The organism is Burkholderia vietnamiensis LMG 10929 (assembly GCF_000959445.1).
In the GTDB taxonomy this organism is placed as follows: Bacteria; Pseudomonadota; Gammaproteobacteria; order Burkholderiales; family Burkholderiaceae; genus Burkholderia; species Burkholderia vietnamiensis.
On the sequence record NZ_CP009630.1, the window covers coordinates 1,141,388 to 1,166,150 of the forward strand.

Genomic DNA, 24,763 nt, shown 5'->3' on the forward strand with positions numbered 1-24,763 from the left:
ATGTTTTCATGGTATTGGCCTCATGTATTCCCGTAGTTGTCGGGACTTTTTTGGTAAAGATGGGTTGCGGACTGCCGCATTGATCGACTGGTATTCGTGCTTCGTTTAGTCCGCTGAAACGTCGCACCACCGCCGTATCGTTACGCGGTCGAAACCGGTCCGGGTGGCGGCCTTCGGTGATCGCATTATCGATTTCGTATCGCGTGCCGCCGATAAACCGACCGCGCGTGATCGCTGCGTAGCGAACGAGCCTGTGTAGCGATCATCAACGGTGCCGGGAGGTTCGCATCGATCGCACCGGCTGCGTAGCGGTACATCGGGCTACGGCGGGCGGCCGATCGGTCATCGTGTGCTCCAGGCGCGGCTACACGGTGCGGCGGACGAGCGAGTGCTCGAATCGCAAGTCGCCGAAATAGTGGCGATCTGTCAATGCGCGCCCGGCCGATGCGCTGTTGCGACGCCAGGCGGGATTCCCGTATCTGGGCGCGTGCCGATTTGAATCGATCATTCTGGAATTGTCTCGGGATTACGCAGATTCGGGAGTTCGCCATCGTGTTTCGTTGATGGTTTTTCCGCGTGCGTCGCAATGTTTCATCGGCCCAGCGCATCCGCAATTGATATGGTGTTATTCACGGTGCGTGAGCGTAACAGAAAGCAGGCAAACCACAGTGTCAGAGATGATCAAACAGCTTCGGCGATCAACGTTTGTCGCTGCGACTTGCCGGGAAATACTTCTGATAAGAAATAATCGACGTTCTTGTTTGCCGGGTAAAACGCAATCCGAATATGAAGAATCGCGCCCGAAGTCACCGACATACGTGCGACGAAAGACGAAGCGAGCGCCGCCGCCTCACTTCGACAACGTCGCCCGCACCGTGTATTCGCCGGCGAGCGCGGCGCCATGGTGGTCCGGCTGCACGAAATACCGCGACGCATCCGCATCCGCCGGTAGCGGTTCGACCGGATAGCCGTGCTTTTCCCACGCATCGAGGCCACCCTTCAGCGCGCGGACGTTGTGGATCATCTTCTTGCGCTGCATCTTCGCGATCAGCCGCTTCGCGGTCGCCTCGTTCGGGCACACGCAATAGACGACGATCGGCCGCTTCAGCAATTCCGGATCGAGCAGATCCGGCGAATCGAGATCGACCGGCACCGCGCCGGCGATCCGGTACGGCTCGCGCTCGCGAATCGCGCGCGGGCGCGCGTCGAAGATCAGCGGCGGCTCGTTCGACGTCATCATCTCGACGAGTTGCGGCGGCGAGATGCGCACCTGCGCGAGGTAGCGGCGGAACTGCACGCGCCGCACCCAGCGGTACAGCAGGAACGTGATGAAGATCGCGAGAAACGCATCGAGGATCGTGCCGCCGCTCGCGCGCACCCACAGCACGAACTGGACGATCTGGTCGTGTACCGCTGCACCGCCGATGAGCCAGAACGCGGCCCACAACGACGCGCCGGCAAGATCCCAGAACAGAAACACGCCGATGCCGATCGCCGTCGTGCCGAGCAGCGGCGCCGAAACCAGCCCGAGGCCCGGCAGGAACTTCGACAGCACGAGCAGCGGCGCGCCGTAGCGTTCGAATACGTTACGCGCGAACCGCAGCGTCGTGTCGAGCGACAGCGAGAAACGCACGAGCCCGTTCAGCAGGCGCCGGCCGCGCGTGCGGCCCATGAAGAACCACAGCGAATCGGCGAGCATCGTTGCACCGATCGCCGCCGCGAACATGCTCGCCCACGACGCCTGCCCCATCGCCGCCATGGTGCCGCCGAGGATGAGCATCGGCACGGCCGGAACCGGCACGCCGAGCTGCGTGATCAGTACGCTCGCAAACACGGCCCACGGGCCGAGTGACGAGGGAATCGCAACGGGAAAGTGCCACACGGCGGCGCTCCTGGAAGACATGCGGACCGTGCGACGGGGCGGCCGTCGATACGGCAGGCAGCGATCGCCGCGGCACGTCCGCGGCCGATCCTGCACCACCGAGCATTCTAAACGGGTTTGCCGAGCGCCGCCGGGAACGTACCGGGCGCCGTCAGGCGTCGCGGCGCTGCGCGAGCGCCGCGACGTGTTCCGCGTACTGCGGGAACGCGGCGGCCAGCGCGGTCGCGTCCGCCAGCTCGAACTCGGAGAACTCGAACCCCGGCGCGACCGTGCAGCCGACCAGCGCGACGTGCTCCGGCGCGGCGCACCGCGCACCGAACCAGCGCCCGGCCGGCACGACGGCCTGGAACACGGTGCCCGGATGCGTGAGCGGGTTGCCGAGCCGGTGTATCGTCAGCCCGTCGTGCTCGTCGAGCACCCACACCTCGAGCGGGTCGCCTGCGTAGAAATGCCAGACCTCGTCCGAACGGATCCGGTGCCACGATGAATACGCACCATCGCACAGCAGGTAGTAGATCGCCGTCGACGCCGCGCGCGGCGCGCCGTCGGGGGCACGCGTGACCGCATCGGCGGCGCGGTAGGTTTCGCGGAAATAGCCGCCCTCGGGATGCGGTTGCAGATTGAACTGGCGAATCAAGTCGGCGGCGCTGATCGGCATGGTGGATGAAGTCGATGAAGGATGGAATCGGGCTGGCAACGCAGGATGGCAATGGGCCACCGCCGCGCCACCTGCCGCCGCCATGCAAACGGCGACGCGAGCGCGCGGGACGCCGCCTGCCGACGAAGCCCGGGCGAACCCGTGCCGATCCTGCCAGAAATTCCCGCGGACACGCAACCGCTGCGCCAACGCCGCTGATCGGCAACGAGCGCAGGCGGCCCGCGGACGAGCATGCCGTCGGTCCGCCGCCCACCGCAGCGCCTCACGGGGCCGCTCGTGCAACGCAGCACACGCTCGCCCGCCCTCCACGAGCGACCCTGCGCGGCCCGCATCGCCGCGTCAGGCGCCCGGAGCGGCGCTCTGCTGCCGCACCAGCAGCACCGGACGATCGGCCGCCCGCAGCAGCGATTCCGCGACACTGCCGAGCAACAGCCGGCGCAGGCCATGCCGCCCGCTCGTGCCCATCACGATCAGATCGGCGTCGGCTTCGGCCGCCGTGCGCATCAGCACCGCGGCGATGTCGTCGCCGTACGCGTCGAGCGCGCGCACGGTGCCCGGCACGCGATGCTGCGCGAGTACCGCTTTCGCGTCGTCGAGCACCTGCGTCGCCGCGTCGGCCGCCGCCGCATCGCCGTCGTGTTCGGCCGCGAAGCCCGCATCGACGTCGACGAGTTGCGGCCGATGTTCGACGACGTACGCACACGTCACGTTGCCGCCCGATGCCGCCGCGATCCGGATCGCCTCGTTCAGCGCGAGACACGCGCTCGGGCTGCCGTCGAGCCCGACGAAAATCCGTTTGTACATGGTTCTTTCCTCCGAGCAGGCACGCGCGTGGCGCGCCCGTCATCGCGGGCCGGCCCGATGCCGGCTCGCCTGCCGAACAGTCTGCCGTGTGGGCCCGAGCCTCCGCTTGACCCGCGTCAAACGCCGCGCGACGCCCGTCGCGACGCCTCGCGTCGGTTTTTTGGCTGGCCCCTATTACAAAATACGTGCAAAACGCGCACAATTTCACCTTCAAAATAGACGCCGTCCGCGGCCGGTGCGAGTTTTTTCCGGATTTGCCGCATTGCCCCGTGCCACGGGCAACCCCGACATCTGAATGGCTATCGAATGACCGCCAGTGGAACCCCGCCGCGTGACGCCCGAGGCCCGACGCGTTCGCCAAGCTTTTTACGCCAGCCGCTCGCGGCCGGTGTCGTTGCACTCTTCGCCGGCGTGGCGCTGTCCCTCGGCGTCGCGCTGCTCGTTCGCGAGCAGTGGCAAGGCGCCGTCCATACACGCTTCGAGCGTCGCACCTCGCACGTGAGCGCGATGCTGCGTCACGAGTTGCAATCAAGCGTCGCCGTGCTCGAAGGCGCGCGTGGCGCGTTCGCGCTCGCGCCGCAGATGACGCCCGAGCAATGGCGCCGGTACGTCGACACGCTCGATCTCGACAGCGGCCGCTCGCCGGTCCGGCTGATCGGCTACGCGCCGCTGTCGCCGGCAGCACTCGGTGCCCTCGCCGGCCATGCGCCGATGCCGGACGGTCCGCTCGCGGTCGCCGCACTCAGCGCCCCGGCGTCCAACGCGCCCGACGTGCATTTCGGCTCGTTCGATCAGGCGCCGCTCGCCCGCGCGCTGCGCAGCGGCGACGTCGCGCTCGGCATTCATCCCGCCGACAGCGATACGTCCCGCGATGCGCGCACCCTCACCTTGTTTCTGCGCGCCGCGGCCGCGTCCCGGACGGCCGCCACGCCAGCCGACGCCGACGGCGTGCTGTTCGCCGAACTGAACCCGAATCGGCTGGTCGAGCGCGCGCTCGACGCGGAGCGCGGGCTCGATCTGCGCATCAGCGCGGGCGACAATCCGCATCCGATCGCGAGCGCGGAAACGACGACCGACGAGGCCATGGCGTCCCCCGACCTGATGCAGCGCACCGACCAGCTGAATTTCGGCGGCACGCTGCTCACGCTGGCCTATTCCGCGGACGGCCGTCCGAGCGCGACCGGCGCGCAGCGCGCGGCGGGCATCGTGCTCACAGCCGGGCTGATCGCGTCGATCGCGTTCGCGGCGCTGGTCCATGCGCTGCTGCGCGGCCGCGCGGGCGGCGCGGATGCCGGCGCGAACAGCCGCGGCATCCTGAACGAGGCGCGGATGATGGGCATCATCCGTTCGTCGATGGAAGCGATCATCACGATCGACGAGAAGCAGACGATCGTGATCTTCAACCCGATGGCCGAGCAGGTATTCGGCGTGTCGGCAATGGAGGCGATCGGCGCGCCGCTGTCGCGCTTCATCCCCGAGCGGTTCCGCGCCGCGCATGCGAAGCACGTCGACCAGTTCGGCGTGACGGGCGTCTCGGAACGGCAGATGGGTCGTCAGCGCGTGCTGTTCGGGCTGCGCGGCAACGGCGAGGAATTCCCGATCGAGGCGTCGATCTCGCAGATCCGCGACGCATCGGGCAAGCTCTATACGGTGATGCTGCGCGACATCACCGAGCGGCTGCGCGCGGAGAACGCGGTGAAGCAATCGCGCGAGGAGCTGCGCGAACTGTCGGCGAACCTGCAGAACGTGCGCGAAGAAGAAAAGACGCGCATCGCGCGCGAACTGCACGACGACCTCGGCCAGCAGCTCACCGCATTGAAGATGGATCTGTCGGTCGTCGAGCAGCAGTTGCGCGCGCAGGGCCACACGCAGCCCGACGACGGCGTGCTGTCGCACCTGCACGGGATGCGCCGGCTGATCGACGCGACCGTCGCGTCGGTTCGGCGCATCGCCGCCGACCTGCGTCCCGTGATGCTCGACGACCTCGGCCTCGTGCCGGCGATCGAGTGGCTCGCGAACGATTTCACCAACCGCTACGGGATCGACGTCGAGCGCACCATCGAAACGGGCGGCATCGCGTTCACGAGCACGGGCGCGACCACGCTGTTCCGGATCGTGCAGGAAGCGCTGACGAACGTCGCGCGCCATGCGGATGCGACACGCGTGGCGCTGCGGCTCGACATCGAAGAAGGCTTTTGCGTGCTGCGCGTGGCGGACAACGGCCGCGGCGCGGCGCCGGGCGGTCCCGCGCACGACAAATCGTTCGGGCTGATCGGCATTCGCGAACGCGCGCACATGCTCGGCGGCAGCGTGACGATCGACACCGCGCTCGCGCGCGGCTTCTCGATCACGGTCGCGTTCCCGCTCGGCGCTGTTCAACAGGAAAACACCCTCACATGATCAAGGTGCTCATCGCCGACGACCATACGCTCGTGCGCGACGGTCTGCGGCACATTCTGCAGAACGCCACCGGATTCGAAGTGGCCGGCGAAGCGTGCGACGGCCCGTCGACGATTGCGCTGGTCCGTTCGACGCCCGCGCAGGTTCTGGTGCTCGACCTGTCGATGCCGGGCCGCAACGGCGTCGAGCTGATCAAGCAGATCAAGGACGAAAAACCCGCGCTGCGCGTGCTCGTGCTGACGATGCACGCGGAGCAGCAATACGCGGTGCGCGCGTTTCGTGCGGGAGCGTCGGGCTATCTGACCAAGGAAAGCGCGAGCGCCGAGCTGGTCGGCGCGGTGACCAAGGTCGCGACGGGCGGCGTCTACGTCAGCCTCACGATGGCCGAGCAGTTCGCGCAGAGCCTGAACGAGCCGGCCGAGACGCTGCCGCATCAGCGGCTGTCGGATCGCGAGTTCGACGTGTTCCGCCGGATCGCGGCCGGCCAGACGCTGACCGAGATCGCACAGTCGCTATGCGTGAGCGCGAAGACGGTCAGCACCTACAAGACGCGGATCCTCGAAAAGATGCAGATGCCGCACGAGGCGGCGCTGGTCCGCTACGCGATGCGGCACAAGCTGCTCGACGAAGCGGACGACGTCTAGAGCGCGCTTTCAGCGCGCCGGCACCGGGCACGCGAGATCGCCTTCCTCGCAGGACAGATAGCCCTTCAGCGTTTCGGTGCGCGTCTTCGTCAGATCGTCGAGGCAGGTCGACACGACCATCGAGTACACACTGCCGCCTTCGGCGTTCGCACTCGAGAAGCTGCACTCGGCGTCGCGGTAGGCGATCCACGCGCGTTGCGCGCTCACGAGCTTGTCGGCGAGCGGCCGGGCATCGCGCAGGCGCGCCGTGACGGCCTGGTACGTGCGGTTCAGTTCCGCGTCGGATTTCTTGTACGCGCGATCGGCACACGCCGTCATCGCGGCCTGATCCGCCGCATCGGCGCAGTTCGTCTGGGCATGGGCAAGGTTCGCCGTCAGCGCGAACGCGCACAGCAGACCGGTCGGGACACGCATGGATGCTCCTGTTTGTTTTCGTTGAAGTCGTGGAACGTGGTGCCGGGCGTGTTGCTGGTGCCCGCCGCGCCTCGGCGCGCGGCGTCGCGAATCGGCCGGCGACAAGCGCGTTGCGCCGCCGACCGCCGCGTCGATACCGACCGCGATCCTAGCGCACGCGCGACCGGTTGTCAGCGCACGCCGCGGCCGCGCAAATGAAAAAACCCGCACTCAGGGCGAGTGCGGGTTTGTCGATGCAGCCGGCGCGGCGGCCGGCGGCCGCGTGGCGACGAACGGCTCAGTGGCCGAAGTAGACCGACGAGCGATCGGTCGCGACCGGCACGACTGCGCGACGGCCGGACTGCGACGTCGCGACCGAATTCGCGCCGTAACCGCTGACGTCAGCCTGTGCGCCCGAGTCGCGCGCGGCAGCGATCTTCGCCTGCGCAGCCTGGATGTTGTCCGGATAGTTCATCCAGTCGTTCGGGTTGTAGCCGGCCTTTTCGAGCTGGACCAGTTCCGCACGCACTTGCGCACGCGTCAGCGGCTGCTGGTTCGATTGAGCGAACGACACGACCGGTGCGGCGACCAGCGCGGCCAATGCAACTGCTTGGATCAGCGATTTCATGATGCGTTACCTCCAGATTGTTTTGTCGGGCGCTTCGGACTCGGTAGTCGTTGCGCATGAGTGGAAGTCTAGGAGGCGCGACTATCAGGGTAAATACTTAAATCGCAAATTCACTGTTGACGGCATCTGTACAATCTCGGGCGTTTCAGCGGAATCTTCAGATGATTACCCACACATTCGCGCGCAATCGCGGTCGGTAAGCGCGTTCGTCAGACCTCGTGCGCGTTGCTGCCGACATGGCGCCGTGCTCGGTTGCGACGGGCGCTTCGTCATCGCGCTGGCGCACGGACCGGAAGCGATCGAACAGGACTGCTGCTGCGCGGGATCACGCAGCGTCGTCTGCATCCGCATATATCGAAACGAAGCGGCACCTCGTCGCGCGCGAGCGCGACGTGATCAGTGATGGGGCCGCATCAGAAAGGCGCGGCGTGGCCGCGCGAACTGTCGCGACAACGTGATTACGGCAGCATCGCGCGAAAACCGAACGTCCGGTTACTGCGGATTGCCGGTGATACCGACCCAGGCATCGCCCCAGGCGCGACAGCCGATCGCAAGCTCATTGCGAACCGCTGGCGCTCTCCGGCGACGCAGGCGCCGGCGCCGGCCCAGGCGCGACACCCGATGCCGCACCCGGCCCGGCGCCGCCCGCGTTCCCCGCGCTGCCGGCTGCCGGCGGCGGCAAGACCGGTGCTTGCGACGCGCCGCCCGACATCGCAGCCGCCGATGCGGCCACCTCGGATGCCGGAATCCATTGCTCGACGATGCCGCCGGACGCAGCCTCCGGCGCCGATGCTGCAGAGGCCGCCGAAGCCGCGGCCGCATCGGCGTCGGGTTGCCGCTCGATACGCTGAGTCCTGACGCGCGTCGGCGCCTTCTTCGGCTCGGGTCCGAACCAGCCGTCGAACAGGTCGGTCACGCGCTCCCGCACCGACGCGAACCACCCCGGCGACGGCTCGGTATCGAATTTCAGCTTCGCATCGACGATCCGCGCGCGCTGCGCCCGCTGGAAGAACTCGCCGACGATCGGCAGCGCGCTGTGCGCGCCCTGCCCCCAATAGTCGCTGCGCAGCGTCACGCGACCGTCGTCGAAGCCGACCCAGGCGCCGGCCACCAGTCCCGGCTGCATCAGGATGAACCAGCCGTCCGCGTTGTCCTGCGTGGTGCCGGTCTTGCCGGCGACGTCGCCGCGCACGCCGAAACGCGTGCGGATGCTGCTGCCGGTGCCGCGCGTGACGACGTCGCGCATCACGTCGAGCAGCGTCTTGTCGGTTTCGCCGTCGAGCGCGCGTTCGGGCGGCGCCGGCGCGTATTCGGCCAGCACGTCGCCCTGCCGGTTTTCGATGCGCGTCACCATCTGCGGCTCGGTGTAGAGCCCGCCGTTCGCAATCGTCGCGTACGACGCGACCATCTCTTTCAGCGTCACCGGGCTCGTGCCGAGCGCAAGCGACGGCACGCGCTCGAGCGGGCTTTCGCGCACGCCCATGTCGCGTGCGAGCCGCGCGACGGCCGCCGGGCCGACCTTCTCCATCACCTGGGCGGTGATCCGGTTGCGCGACAGCGCGAGCGCATCGCGCAACGTCATCGGCTTGCCCGACGGCGGCACGTCGTCGTTGGGCCGCCAGATCTCGCCGCCCTTCAGCGGAATCTCGACCGCCTGGTCGATGAAGGTGTCGTCGGGCGTCATCCCGCTCGCGAACGCGGCGCCATATACGAACGGCTTGAACGTCGAGCCGGGCTGACGCCGCGCCTGTGCGACGTGATCGAACGGCTCGCTCGTGAAATCGCGACTGCCGACCCACGCGCGAATCTGCCCGTCGCGCGGATCGATGGCGACGAACCCGGCCTGCACGTCGGTCTTGGCCTTGCACAGCGCGCGCATGGAGCCGCGGTCGGCCGCGAGCTGCTTCATCGCGGCCGCGTCGTTCTTGCCGGCGTCCTGCGCCGCCTTGTATTCGGGCGACTCGCGCATGAAGGCGCGAAACACCTCGTTGTCCGTGCCGCAACCGTCGCTGCCGCTCCACGCATTGTTCGCGATGCCCTGCAGCTGGTTCGCCTGCTGCGTCAGCGCCTGCGTCGCGATCTGCTGAAGCCGCGAATCGATCGTCGTGCGCACGATCAGCCCATCCGAATAGATGTTGTAATCGTTGCGGTCGGCCCAGCCGATCAGCCATTTGCGCAGCTGCTGCGCGAAGTGCGGCGCCGGCCCCGGCGGCTCCTTCTGACGCTCGAAGTCGATGCGCAACGGCCGCCGCTGCAACTGCGCGAACTGCGCCGCCGACAGCTTGCCGTACTTCACCATCTGCGCGAGCACCGTGTTGCGCCGCTGCAGCGCGCGCTCCGGATTGAGCACCGGGTTGTAGTAGCTGTTGCCCTTGAGCATCCCGACCAGCGTCGCGGCGTCGAGCACGTCGAGCTCGTCGGCCGACTTGTCGAAATAGGTGCGCGCGGCCATCTCGACGCCGTACGCGTTGTACAGGAACGGCACCGTGTTCAGGTAGGTCTCGAGGATCTGCTCCTTGCTGTACACGGCCTCGATCTTCAGCGCGGTGATCGCTTCCTTTACCTTGCGCGTGAGCGTCGGCGCGCGGCCGATCTCGTCCGGATAGAGGTTGCGCGCGAGCTGCTGCGTGATCGTCGAGCCGCCCTGGCGATCGCCCGAGAACGTATGGAGCGCCGCCGACGCGGTGCGCTTCCAGTCGAGGCCGTGGTGCTCGTAGAAGCGATGGTCCTCGGTCGCGATCAGCGCGTCGACCATGTGCGGCGAGATCTGCTTGAGCGACACCCATTCGCGGTTCGACGGCTTGAATTCCGCGAGCACCTTGCCGTCGGCGGACAGCACCTGCGCGGGCTGATCGACGCGCGCCTTGCGGATGTCGCCGATGCCCGGCGTAAACGGTATCAGCGCGAGCACGTAGAGCAGGAACAGCACGGGCACGGCGGCGGCGGCGCGCAACGCGCCGCGTCGCGTCGGATGGCGGAGATGGCGCCAGGCGCTGGCCAGTACGCGCTTGACGGGCACGGCGGCAGCGGCCGCGACGGGTTGGGCGCGCGCGGCCCATTTGGCAAGGAGCTCACGCACTGACGACACGTTTCGGCGATTCACGCGGGTGGGGGATCTGCTGGAAAGGCTGCATCGTACCAAAAGTCGGGCGCAATTCCGGGCGGCGCCCGTTTGGCGGGGTTCCGCGGGTGATTTCTTGTCGAAAAAGGCGGGTGTGCGCAGTGGGAAGCTGCGCTATGCGTCGGGGAGACGGCAAGCGGGCGCGGTCGGTGCTGCCTGCGGATTCGGCGGATTCGGCGGATTCGGCGCTTTCGGCGCTTTCGGCGCTTTCGGCGGGTTTAGCTGGTTTAGCCGGTTCGCCGCATTCAGCGCGCGTGCCGCGCCGATCGGCGGCGCCGTCACGGCGAATTGCTGCGTGGATGCCGCGCGCGACGGCCGTGGCTCGGATGGGCCAAACGCCGGGCCGCCGATAAGGTGGCCCGGCGATTGGTTATGTATCGAGCCAATCCACCATAAACCCGGTCAACCTCCGACCAGCCTCGCCCGATGTGCGTCGCCTTTGGTCGCGCTCAGAACCAAACCGCCACCGCCACCCTACTTCGGCGCGATGTCGCGTCGCACGCGGCGAATGTGCTGCTCGACGTAGAACGCAGCCGCATCGGCGTCGCCCGACACGATCGCCTCGTAGATCAGCCGATGTTCCGACACGTACAGCCGGATCCGGCCGGCATCGTAGATGCCGTCGTCCTTCAGACGCTTCCACAACGGCTGATCCATCGTCTTCGCGACTTCGTCGGCGATCTTCACGATCAACGGGTCGCCGGTCATCAACGCGAGTTGCCGGTGGAACAGCCGGTCGCTGTCGTTCCACAGCGCGCGCTGGTGCGGGTCGTCGATGTCCGCGATGGTTTCCATTTGCGCAAGATAGCCTTCGGCGACGGGATCGGCGCGGCCCTGGGCCGCCGCGAGACGCGCGATCGCCGGCTCGAGGATCAGCCGCACGTCGAGCGTCGACGTCGGGCTGAAGTCGGCATCGGCCGCGTCGCGCGCATCGCCGCGCTGCGCGAGCACGTCGAGCGGCGCCGCCACCACGTAGGTGCCCGAATTGCGCTTCGTGACGACCAGCCCTTCGTTCTGCAATGCGCCGAGCGCTTCGCGCACGGCCGGGCGGCCGACCTGGAACAGCGCCGCGAGCTCGCGCTCCGACGGCAGCCGCGAATCGGCCGCGTAACGCCCCGCGCGAATCTCGTCGCGGATCTTCTCCGCGACCTGTTCGTAGATCTGCAACGGCCGGAAACCGGCTTCGGGCGATTCGGGACGTGCGGACATCATCTGCGGCTCCTGCCCTGGGCCGGGCGTGGTCTGGAACGGGTTCGCACTATACCGGAGCGGCATCGGCGCCGACAGGTGCAACGCCCCATCTGGACGGATATTAGAACCAAATTCAGCGAAATGCCGACCTTCCAGCTTGCCGGATGCCGCCAAATTGGTATAGATTCGATCCACAATGGCGATTGCCGCTCGCCGCACGGGCCGCCGACTGCAGCACGCGCAGCATGCACCCACCGACTTCACCACCGTACCGACCCACACCATGACCGCTGCCAGCCCGATCCCCTCGTTCGACGCCACCGAAACGGCCGCCCTGCTCGACTACCCGGCGCTGCTCGCCACGCTCGCGCAGACCGTCGCCGACTACGCGGCGGGCGAAATCGTCAGCCCCGAACGCCTGGTCGTGCCGCTGCAGGCAGGCGGCGTGATGCTGTCGATGCCGTCCAGCGCGCGCGATCTGGCAAGCCACAAGCTCGTGAACGTATGCCCGGGCAACGCCGCGCGCGGGCTGCCGACGATCCTCGGCCAGGTGAGCGCGTACGACGCGACGACCGGCGCGCTGCGCTTCGTGCTCGACGGCCCGACCGTCACCGGCCGCCGTACGGCGGCCGTCACCGCGCTCGGCATCCAGGCGCTGCACGGCGCGGCACCGCGCGACATCCTGCTGATCGGCACCGGCAAGCAGGCGGCCAATCATGCCGAGGCGCTCGCGGCGATCTTCCCCGCTGCGCGTCTGCACGTGCGCGGTTCGCGCGCGGGCAGCGCCGCGGCGTTCTGCGCCGCGCATCGCGCACAGGCGCCGCAGCTCGCGCCGCTCGACGGCGACGCGATTCCCGATGCGATCGACGTCGTCGTCACGCTGACGACGAGCCGCACGCCCGTCTACCGCGAAGCGGCGCGCGAAGGCCGGCTCGTGGTGGGGGTCGGCGCATTTACCGCGGACGCCGCCGAAATCGACGCCGAAACGGTGCGCGCGAGCCGGCTCGTGGTCGACGATCCGGCGGGCGCGCGCCACGAGGCCGGCGACCTGATCGTCGCGCAGGTCGACTGGCAGCGCGTCGCGTCGCTCGCCGACGTGCTGCGCGGCGCGTTCGAGCGCAGCGGGCCGCTGCTGTTCAAGACCGTGGGCTGCGCCGCGTGGGATCTGGCCGCGTGCCGCACGGCGCGCGACGCGCTGGACGCGCGCCAGCGCGGCTGATTCGACGGCGGCGCGACGCTCCCGGCAGCGCCGCGCCGCCGACCGCACGACCAGCTGGACGACCAGCTGCACGCCCCGCCGCACTGCCGATTCCCCGACGGCGTTGTAGGAAACGCCCTACAACGCGCCGAACTCCCCTACAAAAACTTCCAGTTCGGCCGATTTCCTTTTCGGCGGCGCAACACGATACTGGCCGGATGAATGCCAGCCTGCCACCCGCCGCCGCGCTCAGGGTGTTTCTTGTCGACCACGCGAATGCCGTCCGGCAACGGATCGCGTTGCTCGTCGGCGCGATTCGCGGCGTCGTGGTCGTCGGCGAGGCGGAGGACGGCCAGGATGCGCTGACGCACATCCGCGGCACGCACGCGGACGTCGTGCTCGTCGATCTGCGCCTCGCGGACGGCAGCGGCCTCGATCTGATCGGCGCGCTGTCGAAGGCCGTGCCGCGCATCGTCACGATTGTGCTGACGAATCATTCGGCGCCCGCATTCAGAAAGGCATGCGCGACGGCCGGAGCCGACTACTTCTTCGACAAGACCGTCGAATTCGACGCCGCGTGCCACGTGATCGAATCGCTGGTGCACGCTCGCGCGCACCAGCCCTGACCGAGCCGGAGTGACTCATGCATCAAGCCACCGCCTGCGCCGCCGATCCCGCCATCGCGCCCCGGCCGAACGTTCCGCTTCCCGCGTCCACGCGTCACGACGGCGCGAAGCATTGCGCAGTCCGCTGTTCGGCCTGCGTGATGCGCTCGATGTGCCTGCCGCCGCAACTGACCGCCGCCGAGTACAGCCGGCTCGACGCGATCATCTGCGCGACGCGACAGGTGCGCCAGGGCGACACGCTGTTTCGCACCGACGATCCGTTCCACAGTCTGTACGCGGTGCGCGCAGGCTCGTTCAAGACGGTGATGATGCATCGCGACGGCCGCGAACACGTGACGGGTTTTCAGATCGCAGGGGAAACGCTCGGCATGGAGGGCGTCGGCCATGGACACCATTGCTGTGACGCGATCGCGCTCGAGGACAGCGTCGTGTGCGTGATCCCGTTCGCCGCGCTCGAGGCCGCGTGCCGCGAGCTGAGGTCGATGCAGCATTTCATCTACCAGATGCTGAGCAGCGAGATCGTACGCGGATCGAGCCAGATGCTGCTGCTCGGCACGATGTCGGCCGAACAGCGCGTTGCGCATTTCCTGCTCGATCTGTCGGCACGCTTCGAGGCGCGCGGCTACTCGGCGTCGGAGTTCAACCTGCGGATGACGCGCGAAGAAATCGGCTGCTATCTCGGGATGAAGCTCGAAACCGTCAGCCGGATGTTCTCGCGCTTCCATCGCGACGCGCTCATCGAAACGCGCGGCAAGCGCGTGCGGATCATCGACGCGCCGGCGCTCGCGCAGGTGTAACCGGTCGCGCGTGCGGCGCCGGCGCGCTCCAGCGCGTGCCGGTGCGGGTCGCACGTCAGTGCGCGGCGGTGCCCGTCTCGGCCGCCGACAATGCGGGCGACAGCGGATCGTCCGCGTGCCCCGCGGACAACACCCGCTCGGCCGCGGCGAACGCACGCCCCATCGCTTCGTTCACGTCGACGCCGCTGCAGGCGGGCACCGGCGCCACCGCACGGCCGTTCATCAGCAATTCGAGCCGTACGTCGTACAGCGCGTCGTCACCCGTCGCGCGCGATTCGATCGCCAGGCGACATTCGTCGACCCGCGCGTGAAAGCGCTCGAGCCGCACCAGTTGCGCGCCCGCTTCAGCTTCGAGCGCGGCCGAACCCGCGAATCCGACGCAGACGATCTGCATGCCCACGCCCATGTTGCTCCCTCCTGACGGGTCACACGCTGGTCGACCACGTTGCCTGTCCTACAAGTCCGCCTGTTGCCGAATCCGGCAATCGATCCACACACGATCGGCGCGCGAGGTTCACACGCTGAATGTCTGCGCCGCCTTCATTTCGATCCACGTCATCCCGGCCCGCAGCCCTTCGATCGCCGCCTCGTGCTCGGTCGGATATGCATGACTGTGCTCGAACGTATGATGAAAGTGCGTCGGCCCGGCACCGTGCTCGACCGTCACGCGGCAGCGGAATCCGCCGGATTCGCATTGCCGCGTCTCGATCTCGACGGACCAGTCGCGTTCATGAATCGTGCCTTGCAGTGTCATGCGCCCTCCTGCAGTGTCAGTCGGCCATCCGGAAGTGGCCGCTGTGCAGCAACACCGGCCGGCCGCCGATTTCGGCGAGCATCCGGGCCGCCATCGCCTCGATCGCCGGCCGGTGTGCTTCGAATGCAACCAGCAAGTCGCGCTCGAGCAGCGAGCGCGCACCGAAATGGTCTTCCAGTGCTTCCGCCGTGATCGCGCACGGCACGCCGTGGCCGTCGACCCGCGCCGAAAACGCGACGACCAGGTCACGCCCGCGATACTCGGGCGGTTCCGGTGGAAAGGCTATCTGCATTTGTGCGCCTGTCATCGTCGGGACGATTCAAGCCATGAGCATAACGGCCCGCGCCACCGTCCGATTGACCCACGTCAACCGGGCCGCAGCGCGCGCCGCCGCCGTGCCCGATCGCGCCGCCGCATGGGCTCAGTCGGCGTCCGAAGCGATCGTCGCGCCGCGCGCCTCGAGCAGTTCGCGCAGCACGCTGCGATGGCAGCGGCGCTCGTCCTCGCAGTAGCAGCCGATCGAAAATGCGCTCGTCGCCGACAACGCGGCGAGCAGGTCGAGCACCTTGGGAGCGTCGCCGTGCGCCATCTCGGCGCGGAACCGGCGCGTGAATGCGTGCCACTGCGCGTCGGTCTCGGCGGCCTGCGCGTCGGCCACGAGCTCCGCGCTCGGCGACAGCGTCGGCAGCCACACGTCATAGTAGTCGCGCGACGCGAATTCCGCCTTCGGCACGCCGCGCGGCGGCCGCCGCACCGTGCCGATCCGTGTGCCCTCGCCGGCCGCCCGCGGCGTGCCGAGCCGTACGATTCGAATTGCCATGCCGCTCCTTTGCTACGGATTCGATTCCGTATCGTACTGCCGCACCCGCGCCGCACAACAAAAAACCGGCTGCCTCCGCGCGGGAGACAGCCGGTTTCGTCAGGACGATCGGGCGTGCCCGGACGCCGCTCGGACGCCCCTCAGACGCCCCTCAGACGCCGCTCTTCAGCACCTTGCCGATCGCATCGGCGACGATGCCGACGTTCGAATCGTTCAGCCCGGCCACGCACATGCGGCCCGAACGCAGAATGTAGACGCCGTGCACGTCGCGCAGCGCGTCGACCTGCGTCTCGGTCAGCCCGGTGTACGTGAACATCCCGCGCTGCTTCACGTAGCGCGTCAGCGCTTCGCCGCTCACGTGGTCGCGCAGGCCGTCGTGGATCGCCTGGCGCATCCGCGCAATCCGGCGGCACATCGCGGCAAGCTCTTCCTCCCACTGCTTGCGCAGCGCCGGCGTGTTCAGCACGGTCGCGACGAGCTTCGCGCCATACGTCTGCGGGTTGCTGTAGTTGGAGCGCACCGCGCCGGCCAGCTGGCCGAGCACGCGCTCGGCCGCGTCCGCATCCTCGCACACGACGCTCAGCGCGCCGACGCGCTCGCCGTACAGCGAAAAGTTCTTCGAGAACGAATTCGCGACGAGCGCCGGCACGCCGCGGCGGGCCAGCTCGCGCACCGCGAACGCATCGGCGTCGAGGCCCGCGCCGAAGCCCTGATACGCCATGTCGACGAACGGCAGCAGCTCGCGCGCCTCGATCACGTCGATCAGCTTCTCCCACTGGCCTTCGTCGAGATCGACGCCGGTCGGGTTGTGGCAGCACGCATGCAGCAGCACGATGCTGCGCGCCGGCAGCGCGTCGATCGCCGCGAGCATCGCGTCGAACTTCAGGCCGCCCGTCGCCGCGTCGTAGTACGGGTAGGTATTCACCGTGAAGCCGGCGCGCTCGAAGATGAAACGGTGGTTTTCCCAGCTCGGATCGCTGAGCCACACCTGCGCGTCCGGGAAGTAGCGCTTCAGGAAATCGGCGCCGACTTTCAGCGCGCCCGAGCCGCCGAGCGTCTGCACGGTCGCGATGCGGCCGGCCGCCCGCGCCGGGTGATCGGCGCCGAACACCAGCGCCTGCACCGCGTCGCGGTACGCGGCGAGGCCGACCATCGGCAGATACGGCTTCGGGCCGACGTCGCGCTGCAGCGCGGTTTCGGCCTCGCGCACGGCGGCCATCACCGGAATCCGGCCGTCGGCGTCGAAATAGATGCCGATGCTCAGGTTGACCTTCTGGTCGCGCGGATCCTTCTGGAAGTTCTCGTTGAGCGTCAGGATCGGGTCGCCCGGGTACGCGTCGATGTGTTCGAACATGGCTATGTCGGTCTGGTTCGTAGGAGTGATCGGGTGCGGGCCTGCGTCAGCGGGCCGATGCGCCGTCGCCGAGCGCATAGCGGGCATTCTTCTGGCGGAACCGATACCCGATCGCGAGCACCGCGAGCCAGACCGGGATCAGGTACACCGACAGGCGCAGATCCGGCGTCAGGTACATCACGACGAGAATGCCGGCCATGAACGCCAGGCACAGATAATTCGTGAAAGGATAGCCGAGACTGCGGAACGAAGTCTGCTCCCCAGCGATGCGCTTGGCCTGACGGAATTTCAGGTGAATCAGCGTGATCATCGCCCAGTTGATGATGAGCGCCGACACGACCAGCCCCATCAGTACCTCGAACGCCTTGCCGGGCATGAAATAGTTGACCAGCACGCAGACGCCGGTCGCGAGCGCCGACGCGCCGAGCGCGGCGAGCGGGATGCCGCGCCGGTTCACCGAGCACAGCACCTTAGGCGCGTTGCCCTGCGTCGCCAGCCCGAACAGCATCCGGCTGTTGCTGTACACGCCGCTGTTGTAGACCGACAGCGCGGCTGTCAGCACGACCACGTTCAGCACGTTGGCGACGAGGTTGCTGCTCAGCGCATGGAAGATCAGCACGAACGGGCTGCCGCCGGTGACGACCTTCTCCCACGGATACAGCGACAGCAGCACGGCCAGCGCGCCGATGTAGAAAATCAGGATGCGGTAGATCACCTGGTTGGTCGCGCGCGGAATGCTGTGCTTCGGATCGTCGGCCTCGGCCGCGGTGATGCCGATCAGCTCCAGCCCGCCGAACGAGAACATGATCGCCGCCATCGACATCACGAGGCCCGACACCCCGTTCGGGAAGAAGCCGCCGTGCTGCCACAGGTTCGCGATGCTCGCTTCCGGCCCCGCGTGGCCGCTCACCAGCAGCCAGCCGCCGAAGCCGATCATGCCGACGATCGCCGCGACCTTGATGATCGAGAACCAGAATTCCGTCTCGCCGTACGACTTCACGCTCGCCAGATTCAGCAGGTTGATCGCGACGTAGAACACGAGCGCCGACACCCAGGTCGGCACGCCCGGCCACCAGTACTGCACGTAGATCCCGACGGCCGACAGCTCGGCCATGCTGACGAGGATGTACAGCACCCAGTAGTTCCAGCCGGACAGGAAGCCGGTGAAATGGCCGACGTATTTGTCGGCGAAGTAGCTGAACGAACCGGCGACCGGCTCGTCGACGACCATCTCGCCGAGCTGGCGCATGATGAAGAACGCCACGACGCCTGCGACCGCATAGCCGAGCAGCACGGACGGGCCGGCCATCTTGATCGTCTGCGCGATGCCGAGGAACAGCCCCGTGCCGAGCGCGCCGCCGAGCGCGATCAGCTGGATGTGCCGGTTCTTCAGCCCCCGCTTCAGGCCGTCCTTCTCGTTTCCAGAAACCATGTCTTCTCCGTTCTGTCCGCCTCCGCCCGAAGCGGTGCGGCGCGCCTCGGTGTGCCGGGCGCTGTTTTACTGTGCCGGCCACCGTTCGTGGAGGCGCCGGGTTGGGGACTGCGATCTTCGCGCGGCGGCGCCCCTTCGTCCGCAGGCCCGCCGGACCTGCCGCGGAGGGCCGCCATCGCCCGCATGGTCGCGGCCGTACGCGAAAATCCGGCGTCAGTTTAGCGTCGCGACCGCGAAATCGGGTTGCGTAACCCGCTCATGCAAACCCTACATTATGAGATAAGATTGCACGCGGGAGACAGATGAGGAAACAAAAATGCCTGAACCGGTTCTCGATCGCGTCGATCGCCACTTGCTGGCGGTGCTGCAGGAGAACGGCCGTGCGTCGAACCTCGATCTCGCGAAGGCGGTCGGCCTGTCGCCCGCGCAGACGCTCAGGCGCCATCGGCGCCTCGAGGAGATCGGCGCGATCCGCCGTTACGAAACCCGCCTGTGCCCGGACACGCTCGGCTTCGGCGTCACCGCGTTCGTGCACGTGACGATGGAGCGCGGGCATATCCGCGACCTGTCGAAATTCCAGAAGCTCGTGTCGGATCTCGCGCAGATCCAGGAATGCTTTTCGGTGACCGGCGATATCGACTACGTGCTGAAGGTGGTCGCGCGCGATCTGAAAGGCCTGTCGACGTTCCTGCTCGAGACGCTGATGCGGATTCCCGGCGTGAGCGGCGTGCATTCGAGCGTCTGTCTCGATGAAATCAAATGCACGAGCGCGATGCCGGTCGAAACCTGATGCGCTGCCGCGCAGCGCGGGCCGCCTTGCTCAGCGCACGGCTTCGAACGCGCTGATCAGCAGCGCGCCGCCGGCGATCACCGCACATCCGGCCGCGCGACGCGGCGTCAGCCGCTCGCCGAGATACACGCGCGCGATCAGCGCCGCGAATACCACGCTCGTTTCGCGCAAGGCGGACACCGGCCCCATCGGCGCACGCGCCATGGCCCAGATCACGATCGCGTAGGCGAGCGCCGCGAACACGCCGCCGCACGCGGCCTTCGCGGTGTCGGCGAGATTCTGCGCGAGCCGCAGCGGCCCCGCCCGCAGCCTGTAGTACGCGGCCATCAGCGCCCCGGTCAGCACGAACGTCCACGCCGCATAGCCGATCGTGCTGCCGCTTTCCCGCACGCCGATTCCGTCGACGACGCTGTACGCGGCGATCGAAACGCCGGTCGCGAACGCGATCGGCAGCACCTGCTTCATCCGGTGCGCCGCGCCCGCGCGCCGCTCGAGGCCGATCGCCATGATGCCCGCGCAGATCAGGACGAGTCCGCATTGAGCGCCGGCGCTCAGGCGCTCGCCCGCGAACGCCGCGGCCCCGAGCGTGACGAGCAGCGGCGCGGTGCCGCGCGCGACCGGATACGCGACGCTCAGGTCGCCGTGCTCGTACGCGCGCACCAGCAGCAGCGTGTAGACCACGTGAATCGCCGCGGACGCGACGACGCACGCCCAGCTCGCGGCCGAGATCGGCGCGGCGGCCGGCAGGAACAGCAGCGCGAACAGCCCGATCGCGATCTGCAGGACGGTGGCCGAGCGCAGCCGGTCGCCGCTGCTGCGCACCAGCGCGTTCCACGACGCATGCAGGAAGGCGGCACACAGGACGGCGAACAGGACGGGAATCGGCACGTTGGACACTCGCTGACGGCGGCGACGCGGAATGGGTGGCCGCAGGCCGATCATCGTAAGAATCCGTCCCGTGCTTGTCAAAAAAGGCTTGCGGACCGGCTTCGCCGAATGAGCGACCGGCCGCGCGACGCAGGAGGCGCACGAGGCGGGCCTCGGCGATGCCGACACATGCCGCCGCCGTCATCGCACGCGCCTGAACGCGCGCCGTTCCTTTCCACTGTCTTTCGCATCGGCGCGCGGCGTAATGGAATCGATACCGGCACGCAATGATCGCGAAACCGCTCCGCCCCCATATCTTCATACCAAGCTGTTTCAATGCCGGGGCTCTACCACGAGCGCCGCGCCGAACCGACCCGGTGACGCAGCGGCGCTCCTTCGTCGAACAACCTACCTGGAGTTTCCCGATGTTTCGTCAAGCCTTGCTCGTCACCGCCTGCGCCGGCGCCACACTGGCGCTGTTCGCCTGCGGCGGCAGCGACGGTCCCTCGTCGACGCCCGCGGTGTCGTCGCAGGATGCGCTGCAGACCGCCACGCCGATCAAGCACGTCGTCGTGATCTACGGCGAAAACGTGTCGTTCGACCACTATTTCGGCACTTACCCGAACGCGACGAACCCGGCCGGCGAGCCGGCGTTCACCGCGAAGGCCGGCACGCCGTCGATCAACGGGCTGACGGGCACGCTGCTCACCGCGAACCCGAACTTCACGAACACCGCCAACGGCACCGACGCGGCCAATCCGTTCCGCCTCGATCGCACACAGGCCGCCACGGCCGACCAGAACCACGCGTACACGGCCGAACAGCTGGCCGCGGACAACGGCCTCGCCGACCTGTTCCCGAAATACACCGGCAAGGCGTCGGCGGGCGGCGCCGGCGCGTTCGGCACGAAGGGCCAGGTGATGGGCTACTTCGACGGCAACACCGTCACGGCACTGTGGAACTACGCGCAGCGCTTCTCGATGAGCGACAACGCGTACACGACGGTCTACGGCCCGTCGACCCCGGGCGCGCTGAACCTGATCGCGGGCCAGACCAACGGGATGCAGATCGTCAAGACGTCGAAGCAGCCGTCGACGCTCGCGGCCACGTCGTACTACATCAACGACGGCCAGGGCGGCCTCACGATGATCAACGACGTCGACCCCGGCTACGACGTGTGCTCGAGCACGACCGACCAGGCGATGATGAGCGGCAAGAACATCGGCGACCTGCTGAACGCCGCGAAGATCACGTGGGGCGGCTTCATGGGCGGCTTCAACCTGTCGACGACCAACGGCAACGGCACGACGGGCTGCGCGCGCAGCACGGTCGCGACCGCGGTGAACGCGGCGACGGCCGACTACATCCCGCATCACAACTGGTTCCAATACTACGCGTCGACGTCGAACCCGCAGCACACGCGGCCGAGCTCGATCGCGGCGATCGGCTCGAGCGTCCAGACGGACGGCAAGACGGCGGAGCCGGCGAACCACCAGTACGACAGCGACGACTTCTTCGCGGCCGTGAAGGCAGGCAACTTCCCGTCGGTCAGCTTCCTGAAGGCGCCGGCTGCACAGGACGCGCACGCCGGCTACTCGGACCCGCTCGACGAGCAGGCGTTCGTGACGAAGGTGGTCAACTTCCTGCAGCAGCAGCCGGACTGGCAGAACACGGCCGTGATCGTCACGTATGACGACTCGGACGGCTGGTACGACCACGTGTACACGCCGCCGACCCATGCGTCGTCCGACGCGGTCGACCAGCTCAACGGCAACGGCAAGTGCGGCTCCGGCGGCACCACCGGCGTGAACGGCAGCACCGTGAACGGCCGCTGCGGCCCCGGTGTGCGCATCCCGCTGGTCGTGATCTCGCCGTACGCGAAGCAGAACTACGTCGACCACACGCTGATCGACCAGGCATCGGTCCTGCGCTTCATCGAGGACAACTGGCTCGGCGGCCAGCGCATCGGCGGCGGCTCGTTCGATGCGGTCGCAGGCGACCTGCGCGGGCTGTTCGACTTCTCGTCGAAGCCGAACACGGCGCCGCTGTATCTCGATCCGACCCAGGGCACCGTGCTGAGCGCGGCGCCGGCGAACTGACCGGTACCGCCTGACCGGCCTCTGTCGGCCGGCGCATCGCGCGCCGGCCGTTTCCATTTCAAGCGCCGCCGCGTGCGGCGCCCGACCGCCTCGACCCACAGCATGACAGCTCGTCCCGCGTACCCGTCCCCCGACACGCCCGGCGCCGCCGCGCCGCGCTCCCCCACCCGCGTGCTGCGCCGCGCGGCCTTCGTGCTCGCCGCGGCCGTGCTCGGCTACGGCGCCTTCGCGGTCGCGTTTCCGGCGCGCACGCCGGCCGCGATCGGCGAGGTCGTCGCGAACTGGACCGGCGCCAATCCGCATCCCGTGGTGCTGCAGCGGCCGCCCGTGCAGCCGCTGTCCGCGGTCGCGCAGCTCGGGCGCGCGCTGTTCTTCGATCCGTCGCTGTCGGCATCGGGCAAGCAGTCGTGCGCGTCGTGCCACAGCCCCGACCGCGCTTACGGGCCGCCGAACGCGCTCGACGTGCAGCCCGGCGGCCTCACGATGACGCAGCAGGGCTACCGCCCGCCGCCGTCGCTGATGTATCTGTACCGGCAGCCGAACTTCAGCATCGGCCCCGATGCGGGCGAAAACGACGCGGCGCCGAGCGTCGCGCAGCAGGCGGCGTCGGCTGCCGGCGTGGTCAAGGCGCAGAAGGTGGCCGGCACGGCGGCCGCGCCGCAACTCGTGCCGCAAGGCGGCATGTTCTGGGACGGCCGCGCCGACACGCTGCAGCAGCAGGCGTTCGGGCCGCTGCTGAACCCGGTCGAGATGGCCAACGCGAGCATCGACGACGTCGCGCGCAAGCTCGCGCAGTCGCCGCATCGCGCGCGCTTCGAGCAGTTGTTCGGCCCGCGCGTGTTCGCGAGCTCGCAGCTCGTCGTATCGGAGGCGATGTTCGCGATTGCGCGATACCAGGTCGAGGACCGGTCGTTCCATCCGTACGACAGCAAGTACGATCGCTGGCTGGAAGGCCGCGCGCGCCTCACGCAGACCGAGCTGCGCGGGCTGCGGCTCTTCAACGATCCGGCCAAGGCCAACTGTGCCGGCTGCCATCTGTCGCAGCCGGGCAAGGACGGCCTGCCGCCGATGTTCACCGACTACCAGTACGAGGCGCTCGGCGTGCCGCGCAACCGCGCGCTCGCGGCGAACCGCAACCCGGCGTTCCACGATCTCGGCGTGTGCGGGCCGTTCCGCGACGACCTGAAGGACCAGACGCAGTACTGCGGGATGTTCCTCACGCCGACGCTGCGCAACGCGGCGACGCGCCAGGTGTTCTTCCACAACGGCGTGTTCCACACGCTCGATCAGGTGATGGCGTTCTACAACGAGCGCAGCATCGCGCCGCAGAAGTTCTATCCGCGCGGCGCGGACGGCAAGGTCGACGAATACGACGACATTCCGCCGCAATACCGCGCGAACGTCGACGTGACCGATGCGCCGTTCGACCGCAAGCCCGGCGACCGGCCCGCGATGACCGAGCAGGACATCAAGGACATCGAGGCGTTCCTCGGCACGCTGACCGACGCGCCGCAGAAGTAGGCCGCGCACGACGCCGGCCGCGCATGTGGCGTCGGCGGCGTCAGCGGCGCGCGCGGATGCAGAGGAATGCAGGCGAGCGCGACAGCTCCGCATGGAGCCGTTCCGACACGGCCTTCATCTGCGGCAGCGGCGTCGGTTCGACGAAGCGGTCGAGCCGCCAGCCGGCGTCGGCGAGCGGGTTCAGTATCTCGGCCAGCGGCCGGCGCCACGCTTCGACATAGGGTTTCGGTTCGCCGAAACCCGACCAGTGGAAGCCGAACCGGCTCGTTTCGAAGTACGTGCCGTCGCCGCGCGTACGCTCGTCCATCCAGTCGCGCATCGGATGCGCCATCGAGAACACCAGCGTCGCGCCCGGCCGCGCGACGCGCACAAATTCCCGCAGCGGCACGGCGAGATCGCGCACGTAGTCGAAGGCGAGCGAGCACAGGATCTTGTCGAAGGCGCGCTCGGGCAGCCAGTCGAGCGGCGCCGCGAGATCGCCCTGCGCCACCTCGACCGCGAGCCCGGCGCAGCGCGCTCGCGCGAGCGCGACCATCTCGGGCGTGATGTCGAACGCGTGGACGGTCGCGCCGTGGCGCGCGAGGTGCTCGCTGCAGATGCCGGGGCCGCAGCCGGCGTCCAGCACCGCGAGGCCGGCGACGTCGCCGAGCAGCGCCAGCGACGCCGGGCGTTCGTACAGCGCGTTGTGCGCCTTGGTCGGCGCGATGTCCGCGTAGCGTTGCGCGAAGCTCGCGTATGCGTCGCGCGCGCACGGCTGATTCGGATCGGTCATGCGGAGTCCATC

23 protein-coding genes are annotated in these 24,763 nt (G+C 68.2%); 8 read left to right on the plus strand and 15 right to left on the minus strand.

Features of this window, described 5'->3' with window-relative positions:
• Positions 1-850 precede the first annotated feature (850 nt).
• The 3 genes from AK36_RS05165 to AK36_RS05175 form a co-directional block, all read right to left on the minus strand.
• On the minus strand, positions 851-1,882 hold the full coding sequence (locus AK36_RS05165) for a DedA family protein/thiosulfate sulfurtransferase GlpE (RefSeq protein WP_014724915.1): 1,032 nt from the start codon (positions 1,880-1,882) through the stop codon (positions 851-853).
• A gap of 151 nt (positions 1,883-2,033) precedes the next feature.
• Positions 2,034-2,540 (minus strand): cupin domain-containing protein, encoded by a 507-nt coding sequence (locus tag AK36_RS05170; protein WP_014724916.1) that lies wholly within the window; start codon positions 2,538-2,540, stop codon positions 2,034-2,036.
• Positions 2,541-2,879: 339 nt separating this feature from the next.
• On the minus strand, positions 2,880-3,344 hold the full coding sequence (locus AK36_RS05175; protein ID WP_045578027.1) for a universal stress protein: 465 nt from the start codon (positions 3,342-3,344) through the stop codon (positions 2,880-2,882).
• Positions 3,345-3,650: 306 nt separating this feature from the next.
• Between AK36_RS05175 and AK36_RS05180 the strand changes: the two genes are divergently transcribed.
• Positions 3,651-5,744 carry a PAS domain-containing sensor histidine kinase gene (locus tag AK36_RS05180; RefSeq protein WP_045578028.1) on the plus strand — a complete coding sequence of 698 codons (2,094 nt, stop codon included), beginning with the start codon at positions 3,651-3,653 and terminating at the stop codon, positions 5,742-5,744.
• Positions 5,741-6,388: a response regulator gene (locus AK36_RS05185; protein ID WP_011882179.1), complete on the plus strand. Its 648-nt coding sequence runs from the start codon at positions 5,741-5,743 to the stop codon at positions 6,386-6,388. Before AK36_RS05180 ends, AK36_RS05185 begins: the two co-directional genes overlap by 4 nt.
• 9 nt (positions 6,389-6,397) lie before the next feature.
• Here the strand turns inward: AK36_RS05185 and AK36_RS05190 are convergent, their stop codons facing one another.
• The 4 genes from AK36_RS05190 to AK36_RS05205 form a co-directional block, all read right to left on the minus strand.
• Positions 6,398-6,802, minus strand: a complete 405-nt coding sequence (locus AK36_RS05190) for a lysozyme inhibitor LprI family protein (RefSeq protein ID WP_045578029.1) — start codon at positions 6,800-6,802, stop codon at positions 6,398-6,400.
• A gap of 277 nt (positions 6,803-7,079) precedes the next feature.
• Positions 7,080-7,409, minus strand: coding sequence for a DUF4148 domain-containing protein (locus tag AK36_RS05195; protein ID WP_045578030.1), 330 nt, complete (start codon positions 7,407-7,409; stop codon positions 7,080-7,082).
• A 556-nt stretch (positions 7,410-7,965) separates the two neighbouring features.
• Positions 7,966-10,497: a penicillin-binding protein 1A gene (locus AK36_RS05200; RefSeq protein ID WP_167343721.1), complete on the minus strand. Its 2,532-nt coding sequence runs from the start codon at positions 10,495-10,497 to the stop codon at positions 7,966-7,968.
• Positions 10,498-11,004: 507 nt separating this feature from the next.
• The gene (locus tag AK36_RS05205; RefSeq protein WP_014724920.1) at positions 11,005-11,742 is read right to left on the minus strand and encodes a FadR/GntR family transcriptional regulator; all 738 of its coding nucleotides are present in this window, start codon (positions 11,740-11,742) and stop codon (positions 11,005-11,007) included.
• Between the two features lie 262 nt (positions 11,743-12,004).
• On the opposite strand from AK36_RS05205, the gene lhpI reads away from it, so the two are divergent.
• The 3 genes from lhpI to AK36_RS05220 all read left to right on the plus strand — a co-directional run bounded on the left by lhpI (position 12,005) and on the right by AK36_RS05220 (position 14,342).
• Complete coding sequence (gene lhpI, locus AK36_RS05210) at positions 12,005-12,940, plus strand: bifunctional Delta(1)-pyrroline-2-carboxylate/Delta(1)-piperideine-2-carboxylate reductase (protein ID WP_011882174.1); 936 nt, start codon at positions 12,005-12,007, stop codon at positions 12,938-12,940.
• A 197-nt stretch (positions 12,941-13,137) separates the two neighbouring features.
• Positions 13,138-13,545, plus strand: a complete 408-nt coding sequence (locus AK36_RS05215; protein WP_014724922.1) for a response regulator transcription factor — start codon at positions 13,138-13,140, stop codon at positions 13,543-13,545.
• A gap of 17 nt (positions 13,546-13,562) precedes the next feature.
• Positions 13,563-14,342 carry a helix-turn-helix domain-containing protein gene (locus AK36_RS05220; RefSeq protein WP_011882172.1) on the plus strand — a complete coding sequence of 260 codons (780 nt, stop codon included), beginning with the start codon at positions 13,563-13,565 and terminating at the stop codon, positions 14,340-14,342.
• A 55-nt stretch (positions 14,343-14,397) separates the two neighbouring features.
• Here AK36_RS05220 and AK36_RS05225 read toward each other — a convergent pair whose 3' ends face one another.
• The 6 genes from AK36_RS05225 to AK36_RS05250 form a co-directional block, all read right to left on the minus strand.
• Positions 14,398-14,748 (minus strand): hypothetical protein, encoded by a 351-nt coding sequence (locus AK36_RS05225; protein WP_011882171.1) that lies wholly within the window; start codon positions 14,746-14,748, stop codon positions 14,398-14,400.
• 108 nt (positions 14,749-14,856) lie between these two features.
• Positions 14,857-15,096 (minus strand): hypothetical protein, encoded by a 240-nt coding sequence (locus tag AK36_RS05230; protein ID WP_011882170.1) that lies wholly within the window; start codon positions 15,094-15,096, stop codon positions 14,857-14,859.
• 16 nt (positions 15,097-15,112) lie between these two features.
• The gene (locus AK36_RS05235; protein WP_011882169.1) at positions 15,113-15,403 is read right to left on the minus strand and encodes a DUF1488 family protein; all 291 of its coding nucleotides are present in this window, start codon (positions 15,401-15,403) and stop codon (positions 15,113-15,115) included.
• 114 nt (positions 15,404-15,517) lie between these two features.
• Positions 15,518-15,916 carry a DUF488 domain-containing protein gene (locus AK36_RS05240; RefSeq protein WP_011882168.1) on the minus strand — a complete coding sequence of 133 codons (399 nt, stop codon included), beginning with the start codon at positions 15,914-15,916 and terminating at the stop codon, positions 15,518-15,520.
• A 151-nt stretch (positions 15,917-16,067) separates the two neighbouring features.
• Complete coding sequence (locus AK36_RS05245) at positions 16,068-17,270, minus strand: amino acid aminotransferase (RefSeq protein ID WP_011882167.1); 1,203 nt, start codon at positions 17,268-17,270, stop codon at positions 16,068-16,070.
• A 46-nt stretch (positions 17,271-17,316) separates the two neighbouring features.
• On the minus strand, positions 17,317-18,702 hold the full coding sequence (locus AK36_RS05250; protein WP_011882166.1) for an amino acid permease: 1,386 nt from the start codon (positions 18,700-18,702) through the stop codon (positions 17,317-17,319).
• 316 nt (positions 18,703-19,018) lie between these two features.
• On the opposite strand from AK36_RS05250, the gene AK36_RS05255 reads away from it, so the two are divergent.
• The gene (locus tag AK36_RS05255; RefSeq protein ID WP_011882165.1) at positions 19,019-19,492 is read left to right on the plus strand and encodes an Lrp/AsnC family transcriptional regulator; all 474 of its coding nucleotides are present in this window, start codon (positions 19,019-19,021) and stop codon (positions 19,490-19,492) included.
• A 30-nt stretch (positions 19,493-19,522) separates the two neighbouring features.
• Here AK36_RS05255 and AK36_RS05260 read toward each other — a convergent pair whose 3' ends face one another.
• Positions 19,523-20,380 (minus strand): EamA family transporter, encoded by an 858-nt coding sequence (locus AK36_RS05260; RefSeq protein ID WP_043292455.1) that lies wholly within the window; start codon positions 20,378-20,380, stop codon positions 19,523-19,525.
• Positions 20,381-20,784: 404 nt separating this feature from the next.
• Between AK36_RS05260 and AK36_RS05265 the strand changes: the two genes are divergently transcribed.
• Both AK36_RS05265 and AK36_RS05270 read left to right on the plus strand, forming a co-directional pair.
• Positions 20,785-22,458 carry a phospholipase C gene (locus AK36_RS05265; protein ID WP_011882163.1) on the plus strand — a complete coding sequence of 558 codons (1,674 nt, stop codon included), beginning with the start codon at positions 20,785-20,787 and terminating at the stop codon, positions 22,456-22,458.
• Between the two features lie 102 nt (positions 22,459-22,560).
• A complete protein-coding gene (locus tag AK36_RS05270; protein ID WP_011882162.1) occupies positions 22,561-23,979 on the plus strand; it encodes a cytochrome-c peroxidase in 1,419 nt (472 codons plus the stop codon).
• A gap of 40 nt (positions 23,980-24,019) precedes the next feature.
• Here the strand turns inward: AK36_RS05270 and AK36_RS05275 are convergent, their stop codons facing one another.
• A complete protein-coding gene (locus AK36_RS05275; RefSeq protein ID WP_014724929.1) occupies positions 24,020-24,751 on the minus strand; it encodes a class I SAM-dependent methyltransferase in 732 nt (243 codons plus the stop codon).
• Positions 24,752-24,763 lie beyond the last annotated feature (12 nt).

What these genes read in the sequence shown, in the direction of transcription:
- AK36_RS05240 (WP_011882168.1), bottom strand. Translation starts at nt 15,916, where the DNA reads ATGGCAATTCGAATCGTACGGCTCGGCACGCCGCGGGCGGCCGGCGAG.
- AK36_RS05275 (WP_014724929.1), bottom strand. Translation starts at nt 24,751, where the DNA reads ATGACCGATCCGAATCAGCCGTGCGCGCGCGACGCATACGCGAGCTTC.
- AK36_RS05230 (WP_011882170.1), bottom strand. Translation starts at nt 15,096, where the DNA reads ATGACACTGCAAGGCACGATTCATGAACGCGACTGGTCCGTCGAGATC.
- AK36_RS05235 (WP_011882169.1), bottom strand. Translation starts at nt 15,403, where the DNA reads ATGACAGGCGCACAAATGCAGATAGCCTTTCCACCGGAACCGCCCGAG.
- AK36_RS05190 (WP_045578029.1), bottom strand. Translation starts at nt 6,802, where the DNA reads ATGCGTGTCCCGACCGGTCTGCTGTGCGCGTTCGCGCTGACGGCGAAC.
- AK36_RS05215 (WP_014724922.1), top strand. Translation starts at nt 13,138, where the DNA reads ATGAATGCCAGCCTGCCACCCGCCGCCGCGCTCAGGGTGTTTCTTGTC.
- AK36_RS05225 (WP_011882171.1), bottom strand. Translation starts at nt 14,748, where the DNA reads ATGGGCGTGGGCATGCAGATCGTCTGCGTCGGATTCGCGGGTTCGGCC.
- AK36_RS05195 (WP_045578030.1), bottom strand. Translation starts at nt 7,409, where the DNA reads ATGAAATCGCTGATCCAAGCAGTTGCATTGGCCGCGCTGGTCGCCGCA.
- AK36_RS05270 (WP_011882162.1), top strand. Translation starts at nt 22,561, where the DNA reads ATGACAGCTCGTCCCGCGTACCCGTCCCCCGACACGCCCGGCGCCGCC.
- AK36_RS05255 (WP_011882165.1), top strand. Translation starts at nt 19,019, where the DNA reads ATGCCTGAACCGGTTCTCGATCGCGTCGATCGCCACTTGCTGGCGGTG.
- AK36_RS05180 (WP_045578028.1), top strand. Translation starts at nt 3,651, where the DNA reads ATGACCGCCAGTGGAACCCCGCCGCGTGACGCCCGAGGCCCGACGCGT.
- AK36_RS05250 (WP_011882166.1), bottom strand. Translation starts at nt 18,702, where the DNA reads ATGGTTTCTGGAAACGAGAAGGACGGCCTGAAGCGGGGGCTGAAGAAC.
- AK36_RS05170 (WP_014724916.1), bottom strand. Translation starts at nt 2,540, where the DNA reads ATGCCGATCAGCGCCGCCGACTTGATTCGCCAGTTCAATCTGCAACCG.
- AK36_RS05185 (WP_011882179.1), top strand. Translation starts at nt 5,741, where the DNA reads ATGATCAAGGTGCTCATCGCCGACGACCATACGCTCGTGCGCGACGGT.
- AK36_RS05265 (WP_011882163.1), top strand. Translation starts at nt 20,785, where the DNA reads ATGTTTCGTCAAGCCTTGCTCGTCACCGCCTGCGCCGGCGCCACACTG.
- AK36_RS05220 (WP_011882172.1), top strand. Translation starts at nt 13,563, where the DNA reads ATGCATCAAGCCACCGCCTGCGCCGCCGATCCCGCCATCGCGCCCCGG.
- AK36_RS05175 (WP_045578027.1), bottom strand. Translation starts at nt 3,344, where the DNA reads ATGTACAAACGGATTTTCGTCGGGCTCGACGGCAGCCCGAGCGCGTGT.
- AK36_RS05245 (WP_011882167.1), bottom strand. Translation starts at nt 17,270, where the DNA reads ATGTTCGAACACATCGACGCGTACCCGGGCGACCCGATCCTGACGCTC.
- AK36_RS05205 (WP_014724920.1), bottom strand. Translation starts at nt 11,742, where the DNA reads ATGATGTCCGCACGTCCCGAATCGCCCGAAGCCGGTTTCCGGCCGTTG.
- lhpI (WP_011882174.1), top strand. Translation starts at nt 12,005, where the DNA reads ATGACCGCTGCCAGCCCGATCCCCTCGTTCGACGCCACCGAAACGGCC.